At 62.4% G+C, this 21015-nt stretch carries 8 protein-coding genes and 1 pseudogene; 5 read left to right on the top strand and 4 right to left on the bottom strand.

Annotation, left to right across the window (positions count from 1 at the left end; translation table 11 throughout):
- Window positions 1-699 precede the first annotated feature (699 nt).
- Complete coding sequence (locus ACTWQA_RS53225; RefSeq protein ID WP_443166466.1) at window positions 700-1485, top strand: hypothetical protein; 786 nt, start codon at window positions 700-702, stop codon at window positions 1483-1485.
- Between the two features lie 305 nt (window positions 1486-1790).
- Here ACTWQA_RS53225 and ACTWQA_RS53220 read toward each other — a convergent pair whose 3' ends face one another.
- Window positions 1791-3161 (bottom strand): hypothetical protein, encoded by a 1371-nt coding sequence (locus ACTWQA_RS53220; protein WP_443166465.1) that lies wholly within the window; start codon window positions 3159-3161, stop codon window positions 1791-1793.
- Complete coding sequence (locus tag ACTWQA_RS53215; protein ID WP_443166464.1) at window positions 3158-5596, bottom strand: N-6 DNA methylase; 2439 nt, start codon at window positions 5594-5596, stop codon at window positions 3158-3160. The genes ACTWQA_RS53220 and ACTWQA_RS53215 overlap by 4 nt, the downstream gene beginning before the upstream one ends.
- A 23-nt stretch (window positions 5597-5619) precedes the next feature.
- On the opposite strand from ACTWQA_RS53215, the gene ACTWQA_RS53210 reads away from it, so the two are divergent.
- Window positions 5620-5859, top strand: a complete 240-nt coding sequence (locus ACTWQA_RS53210; RefSeq protein WP_443166463.1) for a hypothetical protein — start codon at window positions 5620-5622, stop codon at window positions 5857-5859.
- 131 nt (window positions 5860-5990) lie between these two features.
- Here ACTWQA_RS53210 and ACTWQA_RS53205 read toward each other — a convergent pair whose 3' ends face one another.
- Both ACTWQA_RS53205 and ACTWQA_RS53200 read right to left on the bottom strand, forming a co-directional pair.
- Window positions 5991-8126: an AIPR family protein gene (locus tag ACTWQA_RS53205; RefSeq protein WP_443166462.1), complete on the bottom strand. Its 2136-nt coding sequence runs from the start codon at window positions 8124-8126 to the stop codon at window positions 5991-5993.
- A gap of 187 nt (window positions 8127-8313) precedes the next feature.
- Window positions 8314-8529: pseudogene (locus ACTWQA_RS53200) on the bottom strand (UvrD-helicase domain-containing protein); the annotation flags it as partial.
- A gap of 150 nt (window positions 8530-8679) precedes the next feature.
- On the opposite strand from ACTWQA_RS53200, the gene ACTWQA_RS53195 reads away from it, so the two are divergent.
- Genes ACTWQA_RS53195 through ACTWQA_RS53185 form a run of 3 tightly spaced genes read left to right on the top strand, consistent with a single transcriptional unit; the run spans window position 8680 to window position 20611 of the window.
- Window positions 8680-13833, top strand: coding sequence for a DEAD/DEAH box helicase (locus ACTWQA_RS53195; RefSeq protein WP_443166461.1), 5154 nt, complete (start codon window positions 8680-8682; stop codon window positions 13831-13833).
- On the top strand, window positions 13830-16679 hold the full coding sequence (locus ACTWQA_RS53190) for a helicase-related protein (protein ID WP_443166460.1): 2850 nt from the start codon (window positions 13830-13832) through the stop codon (window positions 16677-16679). Before ACTWQA_RS53195 ends, ACTWQA_RS53190 begins: the two co-directional genes overlap by 4 nt.
- Window positions 16676-20611 carry an Eco57I restriction-modification methylase domain-containing protein gene (locus tag ACTWQA_RS53185; RefSeq protein ID WP_443166459.1) on the top strand — a complete coding sequence of 1312 codons (3936 nt, stop codon included), beginning with the start codon at window positions 16676-16678 and terminating at the stop codon, window positions 20609-20611. The genes ACTWQA_RS53190 and ACTWQA_RS53185 overlap by 4 nt, the downstream gene beginning before the upstream one ends.
- Window positions 20612-21015 lie beyond the last annotated feature (404 nt).

The raw sequence follows: 21015 nt of genomic DNA, 5'->3' as shown, positions 1-21015 counted from the left end.
GCGATCGACGACCTCGCCCAACAGGCAGGCCTCGCCGCCTAAACCCCGCCTAAACCAGCCCGTTCGAGCTCATTCGAACAAACTCCGGCTCACCATGACCGCCTCCGGGCGGCTAAGCCTTCTAGCCCAGACCAGGCCTGCGGTGCGAAAGGCATCTCCCACTTTCGGGATCCGCGGCACGCGCCGGCGGTACGGGGCGCTCTCGCGGCAAGCACGGGGGCGCGAGCCAGCACGGGCGTGGAAGTGAGTGTCCGATAGTGGAAATTCCTGTCGTCGATGTGATCCCAGAGCGCGGATAACCGCAACTGGTCTACGTCCGGAGAGTTCCGAGGCGAACTGGAACCAGATCCGTCCGGTAGTCCACAGTCTCCTGTCGATCCTGCAGGTCAGCGGCCAGCGTGGCCCGCTCACCAAGGTACTTACGAGCTGGAGGTAGCGCTCGACCCGGCCACGAACCCGGGCATGTCCCGTCATGCGTGAGAGCACCGTCATTAGGCCGTCGAGGGGATCGAGGCCTCATGACGCGCTGAGCATTGTGAAGATCGCCATGGCAGTCTCGCTCTGCCGTCCGGCGGCGATGGACTTCGCACGCCCCACCTACTCCGACGGGCAGCCCCCGCCGACGAGGTCGGCCAGACAGCAGCACCGCTGCACATCGATGTGATCGAACCACCGGCGAACCGCCGGGATGAGTCGGCGGTGGAGTTCGAGATCCGCGTTCCGCCCAGCGGAGAGGCCACGCTCCTTCCCGGCCGGCAGCGGATCTCCGTCCCCAGGGTGTCACCCCCCAGGGGACTGGCCGGACGGACGTTGACCGTCTGGGCCGATCTGCGCAGCCTGCACGTCCTGCTCGACGGCCACCTAGTCCGCACCATCGTCTCCCGGCTCCTGCCCCACGACCTGGCCTACCTGGTGATGCGCTACGGAGCCCGCCCCGCTGGACCAGCACCGGCAGCGGCCGCACTGCGCCGCATCAACGGCAACACCGAGCTGGCCGCAGGCGAGGCAATCGAGATCGATCGCATGGTCCAGCGCGACGGCCACGTCACCATCGCCGGGATCAAGTGCCAGATCGCTTTCGCGCTGGCCCGGCGCACCGTCACCATCCGGCTGGACGGCCACCTCATGCACGCCATCGCCGACAACGCCCCGGTCGGCACCTGGCCCTGCCCCATCACCGCCGACCGCGACGCCCGGCTACCAGGCGCGCGCACCGCGGCGAGCCCCTTGCCACCACCACCGCTGCCGGCGGGATCGATCCGAGTGCAACGGCGCCTCCATGCCAGTGGCCGGTTCATGGCGAACAAGCAGTTCATCAAGCTCGGCCCCCGGCATGCAGGCAAGCTCGTCACCGTCGTCATCGAAGGCACCCACTATCGGGTCCTGCATGGCGAGGAAGAACTGGCGATCAGGCCCCGCCGCGACACCACACCCGTCACCCGTCTCTACGTCCGAGGCAAGGGCACCCAGCCCGACGGACGTTAAGCATCTCCCGATGACAAACGGTCAAGCATGTCCTGGGACCTCAATCGACACGCGCCGCTACGCGCGTGAATCGCCAGTCATCCGACCGCCTACACCGGCGAACGTTGCATGCTTCACTTCGTGAATTCGTAGGGTCTGCTGTCTATGAAATGCTCCACAACAGCCTCGTACAGCAACAGCACCTTACAGAGATACGTGCCTCGGTCGATATCTGGACGCCCAAGGAGGCACGCCGTACCTGGACTCAGGTTGATAGTCCGTTTAGACCAGCTTGCTAGCTCGTGACCAACCGGGAGCGGCCTTCGTCACAGAACCGAAGCCAGTGCTGCAATAAGGTCGGCCTCAGCCTGCTCTCGCAACCGTTCAGCGTCAACCAAAGACGAACGCGCCTCGGCGAGCCCCTGTTGCAGTTTCGCAAAGAGTCGATTTTGTTCTTCAACAGGAGGAACAGGAACCGGTGCGTCCGCGAGAACATTGACAGGGATCGTGTAGAGCGTCCCGCTAGTCGTGCGGGCACGAGCACGGACATGAGATCCCCCCGCGGGAGAGTTAAACCAGGCTTCTACGTATTCCGGCAACAAGTCCGTTGTCCTGAGGCGAGCCCGGATAACATGGTTTTGGTGGATACACAGGGGAATCTGTCCATCCCAACGTGCGCAACGTCCGACTTCCTCGAGCGAATTGGCTTCGAGGAACAGCAAGTCGTGGCGCTTCAGCACGAGTCGGGCGATCGTGTCAGGACGGACGTTCATGGTCTTCACGTCGGTGAGATCGAGATAGCCGCGCTGGACATTGGCGACCCGGAGGTAGGGTACATCTTGCCCTCCCGTGTTAGACCGCTGCAACTGGACACCAAGCCGTATATCTGCAACCACGTCAAGGCGAACCAGCGGGTACGGACTCGTAATCCCAATGGGAGTAATATCAGTGTCCCAACGGTCGAGAGCTGAGAACTCGGTCACAGTAACCACGTCTGCGGCTGCAGCCGTTTCCGTTGCATCGATCAATTGAGCGTCGAAAAAGTCCCAAGCAGCATTCGTGAGGACAACAGATCTGCACTTGGCTTTCTCAGCGCTTTGCAGCGTCTCTCGGTAGGTAGCGACTACCTGTCGCTGAATATCGATCGGCGGAATGGGAATGGGGGCACCTGCGAGCTTGCTGGCGCCGATGTGGTAAAGGCCGCTCGTTGTTGTGGCCTGCTCACGAATGTAAGCGTTGCCTGCACGCGAATTGAACCAGGTGATGACATACCCAGGATCCAGCCGTTCGTCATGTAGGCGGGCCCGGATCACGCTGTTTTGGTGGACGGCTCCTGGGATGCTGTCATTCCAGAGCGCAGCGCGCCCGACCTCGGTAACCGAACCAGAGCCCTCGACGAAGAGAAGGTCTCCCTGCTGCAATGTCAAGTCGATGGCCTGCGTCTCGGGCAAGTGCATGGTCTTGACGTCGGTCAGATCAAGCTCAGCACGACGGACGTTTATCGCCCTTAGGTAAGGACGGGCCACGCCGCTGAGCTTCGATCCCTTTCTCGGCACTTGAATGCCGAGCCGTACATGTGCCACCTCGCCGAGTTTTGCGACCGGCCATGCGTACGATGTTGGAGCGCCAGAGATCTGCGGAGAGTCCCAGCGATCGAGTACGGCGAAGCGCACGACGCTTGTCGTCCTCTCGATCATGCAACGTCCTCAGGAAGGTGCTCTGCCTTGAACTGCCTCCAGGCAGCGAGGACGGCCGGAAGGTCGTTAGGCACGTCTTCCCCCGTTTCTCCTGTGGCCGTGATCCCGACCGCCTTCGGCGTCGCCATGAATACCGGATAGTCGAATGCCTTGCGGACGTACTCCCACATCGCGGTAGTTTGTTGCTGGTCAAGATCCTTCAACGCAGCCTTGAAGGACTCCATAGCCTTCTTGAGGTCAGGTACCTCCGCAGCACGCTCGGTGTATGCCTTCTTGAGGCCTCGTATCGCCGCGGTTGCGGGTCCCTCCCACATGAGAGCTCGCACCATGGTTGTGGGCGCGCCTCGCACAAGGCCGTCCCTCGGCACCCGTGTGGGCTTCGGTAGAACTCGGTCGACTCCGAGTGCGGCCAACCGCTCGAGCAGATCACGGAGCTCAGTGTCATCGCTGTGCAGCAACGCATCAGCAGCATCACTGATCAAACCATCGCGTCGGGACCCAAACTCCTGTTCGGTAGCCGCAAAGGCATCAGCCCAGCACTGTTCCCACCGCTGAGCGTCATCCTCGGTGAACTTCTGCATGAATAGGACCGATGCGGTAATAGAGGCTCCAGAGAACTTGAAGGTCTCTGGAGGCAGAGCTACAACGGCCCGGAGAAACGCCTTTCCTTCGCCCCACCGGCGGAGCCATGCTTGCGAAGAAGCGTTCAGATTTCCGTTGGGCAGGACTATGCCAAGCCTACCCCCCGGCCTGAGCAGACGGAGGCACCGTTCAAGGAACATTTGCTCCGTCTTGCGGGAGGAGGCAATCTTTCCAATCTCAAACTGATCAAGGATCTTTTGTCCGCGCGCACTGATCACACGCTTGTGCGCGTCTAGCCAATCCTTGCCGTATCGCCGCTGCTGACGCCGCTTATAGTCAGGGTCATCCGGCACATCCGTCTCAGGACCAGAACCAATGCGTTGAGACGAAGTAACGGTGGCCCCGAAGGGCGGATTGGTGACGACGACGTTGAACCGGCCCTCAAAGATGCCATTGATGTCGACGAGGCCATCGTGCCAGTGGATGCCGCCATGACCGTCCCCATGCATGATCATGTTCATTTTGGCGGTCCGAGCGGCGCGCGGTTCCTTGTCGGTGCCATAGATACATTGCCAGGCCAGCCGCCCGACGCGGGTATCCGTCGGGGTACCGTCCGAAGCACTTGGAGCGAGTTGCTTGTTTAGTTCCTCCACCGCGGATTCGATGCGCTTGTCACGTTCGTCGAGCGCCTCGTCGGCAGCATCGTCAGGATACTCGGAGATGATCGAGTCTATGAGCTGCTGTCGTTGGGCGGCGATATCCGCAGCGATCTGGTCGCGTACATGGTCGAACACCTTGATAAGGAACCCGCCCGAGCCTGCCGCAGGGTCGCAAACGACCTCATCTTCCTTGGGGTTGAGGACATTGACGATGAAGTCGACGACGGGGCGAGGCGTGAAGAACTGACCGAGTTCGCCACGGAATGTGCGTCCTAGGAACTTTTCGAACGCTATACCCTTGATATCCTCACCGGTTTTGGACAAATTAAATCGCTCGAGCTTACCCACTAGCTCACGAAAAGTGTCCGCCGAGACGTCTAAACGATCATCCTTCGCAAAAAGGTCGTCAGCGGCATAGGCGGCTTTCGTCTGATCGAACATCTGCTCATGCAGTGTGAGCTTAGGATTAGTCAGGAACCGAGCAGCGTCGTCCAGGTACTTCGTAGTAAAGGTCTCGTGGGTTTGGGTCCGTTCGACGTGGAGTTTAATAAACAGCACTTTTGAGATTGTGTCAAAGGCGCGATCTGGAGTCATTGCATGGTTGTCCCGCAGCAGACTGTGGCACTCGAAGAGCACGCGCTGAAACTGCTCGCGGTCGAACACCTCGAGCCGGTTAACTAGTGCCTCAAGACGCTTTTCGTCTCCAATATCGGTGGCTGTCGGCCAATCGTTGATCTGACGAGCACGTCCGGGTATGCCCTTCGTTAGCTCGAAGACGATGTGATTACTAGCGTTTGCTAGCACGAGGAACCGTGCTCCGGCCGCTCGCGCGTAAGACTCGCCTTGCCAAAAGTCCGCCGGCCGGACGACACCCTCGTCTGCCTTGGTCTCCACGACCAACACTGGCTCTCGCCCTGCCTGCTTATCGGCCGTGCTGCGCCACACCACAATGTCGGCACGCGGAGAGCGCCTGCCGGAGTGCGTGCGCCGTTCTTGATCCATCTGCTCTAGAGAGAACCAACCATCGAGGTGAAGGCGCCGAACCCAGTGCTGCCGTACGACTTCCTCCGGCTTGTGCGTCACATCAACCCAGCCCCGCAGAGGAGCCCACACCAATGCTCCGTGTTGATGAAGCCCTTCCGACGGGAACGGTGTGGACGGCGTGGTGGGGGAGTTGGAGCGCGAGCCAGTCATGAGAGAAGGCTAGCGGCCTAATCATGCGCAAGATGCTACTTCTCCATGGCGCCGCGCCGACTTACTGCTGGGGCGAGATGGTGAAACACCACGACATCGCCCTGGTCGACGAGGCAGGTACGGTGTTAGCCCAGCGGCGCGTCGCCGAGTCGCCTCAGGGTTATGAGGAACTGCTGACCCTGATGGCCGGGGCCATCGACAGCGCCGAGGCACTGATTCTGGTGGTCATCGAAACCCGCGCGGCCTGCTCATCGCTCAGCTGAGAGCCTCCTGCCGGCAGGCCATCAACCCGCTCAACGCCTCACGCTGCCCGCGATCGCCACACGGTCTCCCACAAGAAGTCCTATCGGCGAAACGCCGTCGTCCTGGCCAACATCCTGTCACTGCTGGGGCGTCAGGTCTCCTCTGTCTCCTTTTCGAGCAGCTGGAGTGCTACATCCCAGAGCGACAAGCCGCTCTCCAGCTTCCATCGGCCTGGTCCCTGCACTGAGACCGGCGCGTCTTCGTACCCGGCCAGCTCCCAGATTCGATGCACCAGGCCGCTGGCCGAGTACTGTTTCTCGTCGTACGACCACAACAGGCACTTGACCCGGTCATTTACCCAGGTCGCACGAGCTCGCCGTGGATCCGCGGTGAGCCAGTCACCGACTGCGGCCTGCTCCGCATCGCTCTGCGCTCGATAGGTCACCGGAGTGCCCTCGGCGAGAACACCAGCGTTGACCAGGGTGGGAACCGCGTTGGGGCGGCGTCGCCTGCGAGCCTGTCGTGACGGCGGCTGGTAGTCAGCCCGTAGCTGCGGGGGATTCACCTCACGGCGGACGTTGTCCAAGACCAGCCTGGCCAGGCTCCGACAGCGGGTCTCATCGTTGAAGGTACTGCTGAGGAACGAGGTGCGGCCAAACTCGTCGTCCACATGGAAAATCAGCCACGAGAGGACCCGGGAGACTAGCTCGGGCACCTGGCCCAGTACCAACTGCCAGTCGTACCGTGGGTCGTCGATCCCGTCCTGGTCGATGAGCTGGAAGATCAGGTGAGTTATCAGCAGCTCACCGCGCCGCGCCATGTCGGCGGCACGTCCATGCAGGCGCTTGCGTTCGGTCTCTAGCGCCGCGCCCACCGCGCGCCGGACCTGCACCGACCGCCAGACCCGATGGGCACTGGGCATCTCACCGAACAGACGAGGGTATGCGCCACGGCCGCCGCGCTCCCAGAGCAGATCGACGCTCCTACCGGCCCGCACCGCAAGGTCTGGAATGTGGTGGGCGCATGCCAACGCGACCGCGGCATGCTCCACTGAGCATCCTGCCTCCGGCGCCGGATCCGGCTCACCGCGCTTGTAAGTGTAGATCTTGCCCAATCCCGAGAGTAGGAAGTCCTCCCGGATCTCGGCCTGCACCGGATCCAGGGCGATGAAGTCCCGCTGCGAGACGTCGTTCTGCGTATTGGTGGTCTCGGTGATCCGCGTCGCGTAAATCTCGCGCTCCGCTCCCAGGGAGAAGACACGGACGGTGACCTCGGCCTCCTCGGCCGCGTCCGGGTTCAGTCCGAACGCCTCGTGAATCGCCGCGACGGTCTGCGCACCGTTGACGACGCTGACGCCCTGTAAGGTTAGCTCGACCGGCTCGTCTCCCCTACGACGGCCGAGAAAGCGTTCTTCGATACGGTCGCACAGCACCGTAATGCCGTTGTTGAAGTACCAGAAGTTCTCCGGCTCTTTGAGCAGGGTCTCCTTAATGCCGGAGTTAATGCGGGTCAGGCCGAGTGACTTGCGCACGTTCTGCTCGTAGAGGGCGTCCCCGTGATCGTCATGCCATCCGGCGATGTCCCTGACCGCCACAGTGCCCTGCCAGGCCTCGAACGGCGTGTGCTTGTACAGCCAGTTCCGCATGACGGCCTTGACGTTCACCGGTTCGGGGGCGACGTCCTGACGCAGCCGCCGGTAGAAGTCAGCGACGCCCAGCACGTCCTGGCCAAGCATCGGCCCCTTGTTGTTGGCGTCCTCGCGAAGGCGATCCAGGACAGCGATCGTGGCCTCGGAGAGAACTGGCTGTCCCATGACGGCGACGATGAGGTTGATCCGGAGTCGGGCGTCTCCCATGACGGCGTCGAGACGGGGCAGGAACGGATCCATCCGCTCGTTGAACGGCTCAAAGTTCCTGCTTTCGATCAGACGCACACCGTCCGCGAACGCCAGCGCCTCCCCCCTGGGCAACTTGGCCGCGCCCACGTCGCTCCACTTCGCCTGGACCAACCAGACCTCGGCGGAGCCGTCGCCCACCGCAACGCCGTCGATGCCCTGATCCCTGTCCCCATCGATGACTCCTTTGCCAGCGGCTTCGTGGTCGCAACCGGTCACGATACGCAGCGCCTCGGCCGACAATGCCCGGGAGAGGAATCGCTGCTCCCGGCCTGCCGTGTCGTAGCCGTGCAGGTCCTCTTCGTAGATCAGTCCGGCGTAGTTGCGCAGCAGTGCCGCCCGGACATGCTCGACCTGTAACGGAGCCCTCGCCCCACCTTGCTTTGCGCTCATCCCCACCCCGAGCCGATTGGTAGCCACCCGCTCCCCGGTGCGACCTCACCGTGGTACTTAACACATCCGTCCACCAGAAAGGCCTCATCGAGTGCTCTCACGATGAGAAGACCATACATCCAGGACCTCCAAGCGCTCCGGGTCCGCTAATAGCACCGATTGACACGGTGACGGCCTGCAGCGATGCGCCCTTTTCCGGTGCCAGAACCACCCCGCGCCAGTACTCGGTGCTCCGGATGCTGTGCATTCGGTTGTCGCGGGCGTTCTTCATCGGTTCGAGGTGGAGGCCCGCATACGTGGCCTCTTCGAACTTCGGGAAAACCTCGATGACCTGATCCTGGACAGACTTCTCCAGCTTGAGGGAAGTTCGGACGAAGTCCCGGTAGACGCCGCGTTTCGCCATGCCACTCTCCCTGACCAGCGTACGGTGCGTGATCGTATCGGCAGGATCAGTCAATCACCAGTGATCCTTGTAACGATCCATTCATCGGCAACAGATGTCTAGTACGCCCCCAGTGGAGCAAGTGTCGGCAAACGTGGAAAGCGAGCAGGTGTGGATGTCTTCGAGGTGCACGGACAGCTCGTCAAGGACTACGACGAGTTCACTACCTCCCTCGTAAACGTCCGTGACCCGCGCATCGCAGCCCACCTGCAGGACGAACGTGAGGCTCGGGCTCGATGGCCGCACCCCTGGGTGTCGCTTAACCCACGCTTCGCCAGTGGCGGCACGGTGACTGAACTCATCGGCCGAGATCTGCTCCACCCAGGTTGTGAGCGACTGTTCCGGTTTAAATCCAACGAGAACGACCTCGGTAGGGACACCATCACGCTGCACCAGCACCAACGCGACGCAATTGAGATCGCCCGCCACAAGCTTAGCTATGTGCTCACCACCGGCACTGGCTCCGGTAAGAGCCTCTCCTACATGATCCCGATCGTCGACTCCATCCTGCGCGATCCTGAGCCGGGCCGAGTGAAGGCGATCGTCGTCTACCCGATGAACGCTCTTGCCAACAGCCAGATGGAGGAGCTCACCCGCTATCTGACCTGGGGCCTTGCCAGAAGCGAACAGGCAGTCACCTTCGCCCGCTATACCGGCCAGGAAAGCGACGAGGACCGCGCGCGCATTCTGAAGCGTAAGCCGGACATCCTGCTGACCAACTACGTCATGCTCGAATACCTGCTCACCCGGCCAGCAGAGCGACGCGACCTGATCGGCGCAGCACAGGGACTGCGTTTCCTGGTCCTGGACGAATTGCACACTTACCGGGGCCGACAAGGGGCAGACGTAGCGCTGCTGGTGCGGCGGCTGCGCGATGCCTGCGCCGCACCCGACCTGCAGTGCGTGGGCACCTCCGCCACCATGGCGACCACAGCCACTTTTGCCCAGGCCCAGGAGGTCGTTGCGGACGTGGCCACCCGTCTATTCGGCACGAAGGTGGTATCTGAGCGCGTTATCGGCGAGACCTTGATCCGCGCCACCGTCGACCGGCAGCCAAGCTCTGCCGAGTTGCGCGATTCCATGGCCTGCGCGGGCACGGGCCGCGGCTATGACGAGCTGAGCCGGGACGCGCTTGCGATATGGGTCGAATCCGAGTTTGGCCTCACGCGGGAGCCGAGCACCGATCGATTGATTCGCCGCAAACCCACCAAGGTTGCCGAGGCGGCCAAGATCTTGGCCGAACTCACCAGGAAGTCGGCCGAAGAATGCACGACCGTCATCCAAAGGGTGCTGCAGGAGGGCGCCAAGGCCAAGCATCCGGGGACAGACCGGCCTCTCTTCGCCTTCCGCTTGCACCAGTTCCTGTCCAAGGGCGACACCGTCTACGTGAGCCTGGAGCCGGAGAATCAACGGCACATCACCAGTCAATACCAGGTAAGCGTGCCCGGTCACCGCGAGAAGATCCTCTTCCCTCTGGCCTTTTGCCGTGAGTGCGGCCAAGAGTACGTCGTCGTCGCCAAACGCAAGGACGGCAGCTACGGCGCCCGTCAGGAAGCCGACGTCGCCGGCGGAGAGTCAGTCAACGGCTACCTCTACATCAACTCCGATCATCCGTGGCCCGCCGACCCGGTGTTGGAAGGCCGGTTACCCGACTCGTGGCTGGAGTCGGCCGCCGATGGCGGCACTCAGATTCGCGACACGAACCACGATTATCTGCCGAAAAAGATCTGGCTCGGCCCTGGCGGCAGCGAGGCGCCCGCAGGTGAAGGACAGCGGGCCTGGTACTTCCGCGAGCCGTTCAAGTTTTGCCTGCGTTGCCGTGTTTCCTACGAGCAGGCGCGCGGCCGGGACTTCGCGAAACTGGCCACCTTCGCCTCCGAGGGCCGTAGCTCAGCAATGTCGCTGATCAGCACCAGTATCGTACGCAACCTGCGCAAGCAGGCTGCGCTGGACGAGCGCGCCCGCAAGCTGCTCACATTCGTGGACAATAGGCAAGACGCCAGCCTGCAGGCCGGTCACCTCAACGACTTCGTCCAGGTCACCCAGGTCCGGGGGGCACTGTACCGGGCCGCGCAGGCAGCTGATGAGGAAGGCCTGCACCACGATGACGTGGCGCAGCGCGTCGCCAAGGCCCTCGATCTGCCGCTGAGGGCGTATGCGCAGAACCCCGACGTCAAGTTCGGCCAGCGTGAGCACGTTCAGAAGGCGCTGCGTGGAGCTTTGTCCTACTTGGTCTATGTGGATCTGGCGCGCGGCTGGCGAATCACCATGCCTAACCTGGAACAAACCGGACTGCTCCGCTTCGACTACGTCGCACTCGACGAGATCGCTGAGGACGATGAGTGGTGGGAGACGACCCACCATGCCCTCCGGGATGACGAGCCCGGCCATCGGGCCGAGTTGGCACGCATCGTGCTGGACGAGATGCGCCGCTCTCTCGCCGTGGATGTCGACGTACTCACCGAGGAGGGGTATGAGCGACTCTGGAATCAATCCCAACAACACCTGACCGGAGTATGGGCGCTCGGCGAGCCGGAAGGCCGGGTCAAGGCGACCACCGTCTTCGCCCAGCCCGGTCGCCCCGGCGAGAGCCGCGATCGCATCAACTTCACCGGCCGCTCCGCGCTCGGCCGATACCTGCGCCGCACCGCCTACCCCCGTCTGAGCCTCTCCGTCGACGACGCTCAGCAGATCATCGGCAATCTGCTGTGGGCCCTGGAGAAGTACGGCTTGCTCGTCGAAGTCGCCAAAACCCGGGACGGAGCCCGTGGCTACCGGCTCAAGTCCTCGGAGCTCATTTGGCGGGCCGGAGACGGCAAGACCGGCGCCCCTGACCCGCTCCGTAAGACGGTCGATGCCGAGGTTGGCGCGCGGGTCAACGAGTTCTTCAGGGATCTCTACGCGATCGCCGCCAGTGAGTTGACCGGCATCCAGGCTGCCGAGCACACGGCACAGGTCCAATCCGAGATTCGGGAGGAGCGTGAACGGCTTTTCCGTAAGGGCGTTCCCCTGCCGCTGCTGTATTGCTCACCCACGATGGAGCTGGGCGTGGACATCGCCACGCTCAACTCCGTGGCCATGCGCAATGTCCCGCCCACTCCAGCCAACTACGCCCAGCGCTCGGGACGGGCAGGTCGAAGCGGCCAGCCCGCGTTGATCACGACCTACTGCTCGACCGGCAGTCCACATGACCAGTATTACTTCCGCCGCTCTGAGCTTATGGTCGCCGGCAGCATCCAGGCACCCCGGCTGGACCTGACCAACGAGGACCTGGTCCGCTCGCACGTTCACGCCATCTGGCTGGCCGAGACTGGGGCACCGCTGCATTCGAGCATGTCCGACGTCCTGAACGTGGCTGACCCCGAGTTGCCTCTGCACGAGCACCTCCGCACTCAGTTAGAGGATGACGGGGCGATCCGGCGAGCCCTGCCCCGGGCCAAAGCGGTCCTTGCCGACGTTCTCACCCCGGACCAGCTCAGTAAGGTCAGCTGGTGGTACGACGGATGGATCGAGGACACACTCCGAGGAGCCGCCAAACGGTTCGCCACCGACTGTGACCGGTGGCGGGGCCTCTTCCTCGCAGCCACTGCAGAGCAGGCGGAACAGAATCGTCGGGTGATGGACCACTCGACCTCGCCGGATGCCAAGAAAGACGCGCAGCGGCGGCGGCAACAGGCAGAGAACCAGCTCCGGTTGCTGAAGAACGAGGACTCCGACCGGCAGTTCAGCGACTTCTACACCTACCGCTATTTCGCCTCCGAAGGCTTCCTCCCCGGCTACTCATTTCCCCGACTCCCACTCGCGGCCTACATCCCGGGTGCGCGGCACAAGGCCAGCTACATCCAGCGTCCGCGCTTCATCGCGATCAACGAGTTCGGGCCAGGCGCCCTCATCTATCACGAGGGCCTGCGCTACGAGGTAGCCAAAATCCAGGTCCCCACAGGAGAAGAGGGAGAGGTCTCGACCTCCGAAGCCCGCATCTGCGCGCACTGCGGCTACTGGCACGACCGCCAGGCCGGCACCGACGTCTGCGAGGAGTGCGACGCCGAGCTTCCCGGTTCGCAATCCGGGCTGATGCATCTGCAGACCGTGGAAACAATCCGGCGCCAGCGGATCTCCTCCGACGAGGAGGAACGCCGCCGAGCCGGATTCGATCTCCTCACCACCTACCGCTTCAGCCGGCACGGCAACCGATCTGGCCGCCTCGATGCCCAGATTCGCCGAGGCAAGGACATCATCGCCGAGCTCGTTTACGGCGACACCGCAACCGTCCGCATCATCAATCAGGGCCGTCGCGGCCGGAAGAACCGTAATGAGATCGGGTACCTGCTCGACCCGGTTCGCGGCAAGTGGACCAAGGACTCGGACAAGAACAATCAGGCTCCCGAGGACCAGGGTCTCCAGCCTCTCGACAGGGCCAAGAAAGTGGTCCGTGTCGTGCCCTACGTGGAGGACCGCAAGAACATCTGCCTCGTGCGGCTGACCATACCTGTCGAAGAGGTGGTTGCGACCACGCTACGCTACGCGCTGGAGCGAGGAATCGAGGCGGAGTTCCAGCTTGAAGACGCCGAGCTACACAGTGAGCCCCTGCCCGATCCGCGCAATCGCGCCCGCATGCTCTTCATCGAAAGCGCTGAGGGTGGAGCCGGCGTGCTTCGGCGCCTTCACGACGAGAACAACGCGCTCAGCCGAGTCGCTCGCCGCGCCCTGGAAATCCTCCACTTCGACGCCGATACCGGCGAGGATAGAGACCACGCGGAGGGGGCCCGCGAGCGGTGCGAGCGTGGCTGCTACGACTGCCTGCTGTCCTACTCCAACCAGCGCTGGCACGAGCAGATTGACCGGCACACCGTCAAGTCGCTCCTCCACGAGCTGGTAACCGCGACCAGCGAACCGACCGCTGGTCACAAGAGCGTGGAAGACCACGTCAGCGAGCTGACGGAGTCGTCGGAGAGCGAGCTGGAGCGCAACTTCCTCGACTTCCTGCGAGAGAAGGGCTACCGGTTACCGGATGGCGCTCAGGAGTACATCGTGGACGCACGGGCGCGGCCGGATTTCGTCTATCGCACCAAATCGGGAAATGTTGCGATCTTCATTGATGGACCTCACCACGATGCCGCTGACGTGATCGAGCGCGACATCCGAGCAGAGGATCGGCTAATGGACCAGGGGTGGCTCGTCATCCGTTTCCGCTACGACGGTCAATGGGGCGAGATCGTGCAGAGGTACTCCAGTGTCTTTGGGACTGGGCGGGGGAACGGATGACGTACGTCGCAGGATCTCTGGTAGCCGCTCGCGGCCGGGAATGGGTCGTCCAGCCCGGCGGCACGGACAACGTCCTGGTCGTCCGGCCGCTCAACGGCGATACCGACTTCGAGGCCTGCCTGTTCCGGAACGAAGTCACCGACGCCACCTTCCCACCGCCGAAGCCGGACGAAGTGGGTGACAGTGTCGCTACGAGCCTGCTGCGCACGGCGTTACGCATCGGCTTCACCTCTGGCGCAGGACCGTTCCGTTCCCTGGCCTCCATCGCGGTCGAGCCCCGCCAATATCAGCTTGTTCCGCTCCTGCTGGCGATGCGGATGAATACCGTTCGTCTGCTCATCGGCGACGACGTCGGCGTCGGCAAGACCATCGAATCCGGGCTGATCGCCAAGGAGCTCCTGGAGCGTGGCGAAGCCACCGGCCTGACCGTGCTCTGCTCCCCCGCCCTGGCCGAGCAGTGGGTCGCCGAGCTGCGCAACAAGTTCGCGATTGATGCGGCCCTCGTACTTCCCTCCACCATCACTCGGCTGGAGCGCGGGCTTCGCTTGGACGAGCAGATCTTCGACCGCTACCCGATCACGGTGATGTCGACCGACTTCATTAAGTCGGACCGGCGCTATCAGCAGTTCGTGCGCACCTGCCCTGACTTGGTCATTGTCGATGAGGCCCACACCTGTGTCTCGGCCGGATCTAGCAGCAAGCACAGCCAGCTTCGCTTCCGGCTGCTGCAGGAACTGGCCGCCGACCCTGACCGGCACATGCTGTTGGTTACCGCCACGCCGCACAGCGGTAAGGAGGAGGCGTTTCGCGACCTGATCGGCCTGCTCGACCCGGCGCTGGTCAACGTGGACCTGGACAGCGTGAAGGGCCGTGAGCAGCTCGCCAGGCACTTCGTACAGCGCCGCCGCCGTGATATCCGCCGCTACCTGGACGAGGAGACCCCGTTCCCCAGGGACCGCCAGGTTCGCGACGTCTCCTACACACTGGCTGGGGAGTACTCCAAGCTCGCCCGCCAGGTTCTTGAATACGCCCGCGAAACGGTCCGCAAGCCTGGAACCGGCTTACGCCAGCGGGTGTCTTGGTGGTCGGCCCTGGCCCTGCTCCGCTCGGTCGCGTCTTCGCCTCGTGCTGCAGCCTCGACCCTAAGGACCCGATCAGCAACGGTGGCAGCAGAGACCGAGCCGGAAGCAGACGAGCTTGGCCGCTCCAGCGTGCTCGACCTCATCGATTATGAGGCGCTGGAAGGCCTCGACGCTGCTGCCGGCGGCCGTACGAGCCAGGACGAAGAAAGCGATCGGCTGCAGCGGCTGGCCCGCGCCTTCGAGAAGATCGAAGGCGCGGGCGATGACGCCAAGCTGGCCGCGCTCATCGACGAGGTCAAGGCCCTGCTCGCCGACGGCTATAACCCGATTGTGTTCTGCCGGTTCATCCCGACCGCCCAGTACGTCGCCGAACACCTGGCCAGGGCACTGGGTAAGAAGGCCAGCGTGCGAGCCGTGACCGGGCTGCTTCCGCCGGAGGCCCGCCAGGACGTGATCGCGGAGCTCGCCTCCGAGCCGGGACGACACGTGCTGGTCGCTACCGACTGTTTGTCCGAGGGCGTCAACCTGCAGGAGAGCTTCCAGGCTGTCGTTCACTACGACCTTGCCTGGAACCCCACCCGTCACGAACAGCGCGAAGGCCGCGTCGACCGTTTCGGCCAGCGCCATCAGATCGTCCGCGCCGTCACCCTTTACGGCCTGGACAACGGCATCGACGGTGTCGTTCTCGACGTGCTCATCCGCAAGCACCGCACGATCGCCCGGCAGACCGGCGTCGCCGTACCTGTCCCAACCGGCGGCGACGATGTCATTAAAGCCCTGATTGAAGGCCTGCTGCTCCGCAACGAGGAGCAGCAGGACCAGCTCGACCTGGATCTCGGGGTAACCAAGACCCGCGACCAGGTCCACCGCGCCTGGGAAAGCGCCGCCGATCGAGAATCCAAAGCACTTACCAAGTACTCCCACTCCGGTGTCAAGCTGGAGGAAGTGCAACAAGAGATCGCCGAGATCCGCGCCGCGCTGGGCACCCGCGCTGATGTCGCCCGTTTCGCCCACGAAGCGCTGTCTGGATTCGACGCACTCATCAACAGCCATCCGGACGGTTTCACCGCCGATATCCGTCAACTCCCTGTTCCAGTACGGCATGCGCTCGGGCTGAGCTTCGACGGCAAGACCGACACGCTCAGCTTCCACCACGACATCCCCGCGCCGGTCGGCAAGCATGCTCTGGTCCGCACCGATCCCACGGTCCGTGACCTGGCTCGCACCGTACTTGACTATGCCCTCGAAGGAGAGGGTCCAGCTCGTCGCTTAGGCGTGATTCGCACCGACGCCGTAGTCTCCCGCACGGTACTGCTACTCGTGCGCTACCGCTTCCATGTCACCTTGCCGGGTCGTATCGAGACCAGGACTCTGGTCGCCGAGGACGCTCAGATCATCGGCTACCGTGCCGGGGCGAACGGCCGTGAGTGGCTGACCGATGACGAGGTCGGCCACGTGCTGGCCGCCAAGCCCGTCAACACCCTGCCCGAACTCGTCCAGCGCACCGCCGAGCGGGTGCTCGGCGAACTCGTCGTCGAAATAACGGATGAGGAGACGGGCAAGATCGCCAAACGCAAGCTCACGCCTGAGTTCGCCACCGAGCTGGGCGTTCGCGGTGACGCACTCGCCGCCCGCCTCGCTGAATCCCACCAGCGGGTCCGCGGCGCGGTCGGCGCCGGGACGAGAGGACTGAAAGTGACCGCCAACCGCCCAGCCGACCTGCTCGGCGTTTACGCCTACCTGCCCGCCGGGGGTGCCCGATGAAGAGCGGCTACCTCGCCGTCGACGTCCAGGGCAGCCTGCTGCCGCAGGATGTCCTGTCCCGTATCGCCGCTGCCGACCGGGAACTGCCCGGCATGCGACCCGAGGACTACCACCTTGCCGCCTCCGAACGCTTAGGTGACGCGGCCAGCCGTCACTGGGACTACCTGCTCGGCGCTTACCGCGCGTTCCGCGACAGGCTCGCCGCGCTCCCCGAATCGGATGCCGCTACGACCCTCACTCGGGAGCGGTGGCTGCTCATCCTGTTCCAGGAGCTCGGATTCGGCCGTGTGCCGTTCAGCCACGGCAGTCTCAAGGCGGGCGGGAAAGAGTTCCCGATCTCTCACCTGTGGCACAGCGTACCCATGCACCTGCTTGGTTGGAAGACCGACCTGGATCGAAGCGTGCCGGGCGTGATCAAGCAGGCGCCGCAGTCGATGCTGCAGGAGTTCCTCAACCTCTCCAACGACAATCTGTGGGCTGTGCTGTCCAACGGCCGTCAGCTGCGCATCCTGCGTGACTCCACCGCGCTGGTCGGCTCCGCCTACGTCGAATTCGACCTCGAGGCCATCTTCGAAGGCGAGCTGTACTCCGAGTTCGCGCTCCTCTATACACTGATGCACGCGTCCCGCTTCGAGTTAATCGCTCCCGACGAGGGCGCGGCCACCTGTGCCGACTGCTGGCTGGAGAAGTGGCGGGCATTCGCCGCCGAGACCGGCATACGTGCGCGCGACCAGCTCCGCGACGGGCTCAAGGAGGCGATGGAGGCCCTAGGCACCGGCTTCCTCCTGTCCAACCCCAAGCTGCGCGAACAGCTCGAATCCGGACGGCTCACCCGCGAGGACTTCCACCACGAACTGCTGCGCCTGGCCTACCAGCTCATATTCATCTTCGTAGCCGAAGACCGCTCCGCCCTGCTCGACCCGAACGCGCAAGCCAAAGTCCGCGACCGTTACAACACCTGGTTCTCCAGCCGCCGACTCCGCCGTCTCGCTGTCCGCCGCGCCGGCGACCGCCACAAGGACCTGTGGAAGACCGCCGTCATGGTCATCAAGGCTCTCGGGGCGGACGAGGGCCTGCCTGAGCTAGGCCTGCCCGGACTCGGTGGCCTGTTTTTCCGCACGGCTGACTCTCCCTCTGAGCTGGGCGACCACCCGTTCCCCGACCAGTTGGTCTGGTGCGACCTGCCCAACGAGAATTTCCTTACGGCGGTCCGAAAGATGTCCACCGTCCGTGCGAAGGACGGACGGCCACGTGACGTCGACTTCCAGCACCTGGGCGCTGAGGAATTGGGCAGCGTGTACGAGTCGTTGCTAGAACTCGTGCCGTACGCCACCTCGAACGGTAACCCACGTTTCGAGCTTCGAGAGAAGGTCTCCGGCAACGACCGCAAGCTCACCGGCTCCTACTACACGCCGAGCTCACTGGTGGAATCACTGCTCAACACCGCCTTGGAGCCGGTCATCGACGAGCACGCGCCGTCGGGCGATCCCGATGAGCTGCTAAGGATTACGGTGTGTGACCCCGCCTGCGGTTCAGGAGCCTTCCTGATCGGGGCTGCGCGCAGAATCGCCAAGCGGTACGCGGCCATGGTCACAGGCGAGGACGAGCCGGTCCCATCCGAGGTGCGCAAAGCGATGCGTAGGGTTGTGGCCAGGTGCATCTATGGTGTGGACCTCAATCCCCTTGCGGTGGAGTTGGCCAAGGTGTCGCTGTGGATTGAGTCGCTAGAGCCAGGCAAGCCACTTGCCTTCCTTGACTCGCATCTGAAGGTTGGCAATGCCCTCATCGGCGCCACACCCAAGCTCATCGAGGCGGGTGTTCCCGAGGGTGCGTTCAAGGCGCTGGAGGGTGACAGCAAGAGCGTCGTCGTCGATCTAAAGAAGGCGAACAAGCAAGCGCTTCACGGCACCGTCGGCCGGGGCTCTGGCCGCTCGGCTGCCGGGATGGACTCTTTGTTCGACGACAATGATGTAGTCGGTCTCAAAGAGGCGCTGGAGCAGCAGGCCAGATCGCACGCCGATGTGCCAGTTCTCAGCGTCGCCGATGTCCGTGAACAGGAGCGCCGCTTCCGTGAGTACGATCAGTCTCCAGAGCTGTTCCACAGGCGTCTGGTAGCCGATACTTGGTGTGCAGCTTTCGTATGGCGCAAGCACGAGAATGCACCGCCCGCCATCACTACAGCGACCGTTCGCAGCCTGCAGCGTGGTGGGTCGCTGGCTCCTGCCCAGATGAAGGAACTGCGTAGGCTAGTCGAGCAGTACCAGTTCTTCCACTGGCATTTAGAGTTTCCCGAAATCTTCCGAACCAAGGGAACCGGGATGAGCTCCTCCACCGGATGGGACGGTGGATTCAAATGCGTACTCGGCAACCCGCCATGGGAGCGGATTGCATTTGATGATGACGAGTTCTTTGATTCTCGAGCGCCAGAAATTCTTGCCGCCGACACCACAGCAAAGCGAAAAGCTCGTATCGAAAAAGCTATTCAAGAAGACGAATCTCTTCGTCGTGATTATTATCGAGAACGTAGATCTAGGGCCGAGGTGACGCATTTTATCTCCAGCTCCGGCCTATATGAGTTGACTACAGCCGGCCGCCTGACAACTCAGGGGCCATTTGCGGAAACAACCCTGCGGTTGCTATCGAAAGCCGGCAGGGCTGGAATTATCATCCCCACAACCGTTCTAACTGCAGTTCCGATGAAAATCTTTTGGGAGTGGTTGCGAAGGAATCGCCGAGTCAGGGGAATTCTCGACATGGAGAATAGTCGAGGAATATTCCCATCGGTTCACCGCTCCACAAAGTTCACCCTGTTGACCCTGGCGGGAAGATCGGCGTCGAACGAGCAGGACACCCTAAGGATGGGGGTATTTCTCGTAAGCGAGGAGGAATTGCGCAATCCGGATCGCGTATACGAGTTTCCTCTCAACGTCTTGGAGGAGCTCAATCCGATCACAAGGCAGCTTCCCATATGTCGAACTAGACGCGATGTCGATCTCCTAATCTCGATGTCGAGACACTCACATCCACATCTAGGCGTGAAGCCCTGGAACGGTTTCACGTCCGAAGGTCACTCGCATCTTTACCTCGATTCGCCGACGGCGAGCTCGGTCGCTCTTTACGAAGGGAAGATGATCCACCAATTTGATTCTTGCTATGCTACATATGCGGCAGTTGATGCAGAGCAAAGGAGCGCCGGAAAACCTCGTAAGGTAACCAGGGATGAAAAGTTCATGGGGGTCGAGCCAAGATTCTGGGCGGAGGTCAATCTAGTCGGTGATTTCCTTGCCCGAAAGGGCGAATCAAAGTCTTGGATCTGCGTTGTCCGCCGCTACGTACGCGCCACCGACGAACACACGGCTATTGCTGCGCTAGTCCCTCGCACCGTTCCGATTCAACCCCTAAATGGCTTTTCGGTCGATGGAGCGGCCGAAGGCCAAGCATGGGCACTCGCCTGCATAAATTCATTCGCATATGATTTCATGGCAAAACAGAAAACCCCAGGACAGGATTTCAATGTGACGATCATGTCTCAAGTTCCAATTCCAACTCCTCGCGAAGCGTTCGTCGATAAGGTCGTTTCGTCGGTATTGGAGTTATCCTATACGAGCTGGCACCTGGAGACTTGGGCGACAACCCTTAGCGACTGTAACGCGCCATTTATATGGGACGAGGAGCGGCGAGACCTGATTAGAGCGGAGTTGGACGCCATCTTCTTCCATCTTTATGGCCTGCATCGGAGCGATGTGGACTACATTATGAACGCGTTCCCCATCGTAAAGCGTAAGGACGAGGCCAAATACGGTGAGTATCGCACCAAGCGGCTGATCCTGGAGGCCTACGACGCCGTGCAGGACGCGATCGAGGGGCGCAAGCCATATCAAACGCGGCTCAACCCGCCCCCAGGCCACGGCCCACGCCACCCTTCCCCCTGACCACATCAAAGGCAACTGCAAAGAGCAATGTTGGAGAGCCCGATCCCTAAGTAAGTTCCCGAGAGATAGGCCGAACAGGCTAGCGGCATCGGTGCGGCACTCTCCGCCGAATAAGCCGAAGTCCCCCGAAAGAGGAGGAGCAATCTCTTCAACCTCCCCTTGCCCATGCGACGGATCACCTCAGATATTTCGCCAAGGCTATCCCCGTCGATCCAGTGAACTTCGCTTTTGTATGGTCCCAAGCGCCAAAGTTCGTCCAGAATTAGTATTCGATTCAATCCCAACCGGACCTGTTTCGGCTTTGTGGACGCAGCTGGACCACAGGTTTAGGTATTCCGGAAATTCCGGTTCATGACCCAATGGAGCCGATTTTCGAAGCCATTCAAAGATCAGCCGGGCCGACA

This window comes from Nonomuraea sp. 10N515B, assembly GCF_052245915.1.
In the GTDB taxonomy this organism is placed as follows: Bacteria; Actinomycetota; Actinomycetes; order Streptosporangiales; family Streptosporangiaceae; genus Nonomuraea.
The sequence above is the reverse complement of the archived record's forward strand: the minus strand, read 5'-3'. Positions and strand labels throughout refer to the sequence as shown.

Bases quoted from the DNA above. Each gene is read 5' to 3' on its own strand.
- ACTWQA_RS53220 (WP_443166465.1), bottom strand. From the start codon at position 3,161: ATGATCGAGAGGACGACAAGCGTCGTGCGCTTCGCCGTACTCGATCGC.
- ACTWQA_RS53185 (WP_443166459.1), top strand. From the start codon at position 16,676: ATGAAGAGCGGCTACCTCGCCGTCGACGTCCAGGGCAGCCTGCTGCCG.
- ACTWQA_RS53210 (WP_443166463.1), top strand. From the start codon at position 5,620: ATGCGCAAGATGCTACTTCTCCATGGCGCCGCGCCGACTTACTGCTGG.
- ACTWQA_RS53205 (WP_443166462.1), bottom strand. From the start codon at position 8,126: ATGAGCGCAAAGCAAGGTGGGGCGAGGGCTCCGTTACAGGTCGAGCAT.
- ACTWQA_RS53215 (WP_443166464.1), bottom strand. From the start codon at position 5,596: ATGACTGGCTCGCGCTCCAACTCCCCCACCACGCCGTCCACACCGTTC.
- ACTWQA_RS53190 (WP_443166460.1), top strand. From the start codon at position 13,830: ATGACGTACGTCGCAGGATCTCTGGTAGCCGCTCGCGGCCGGGAATGG.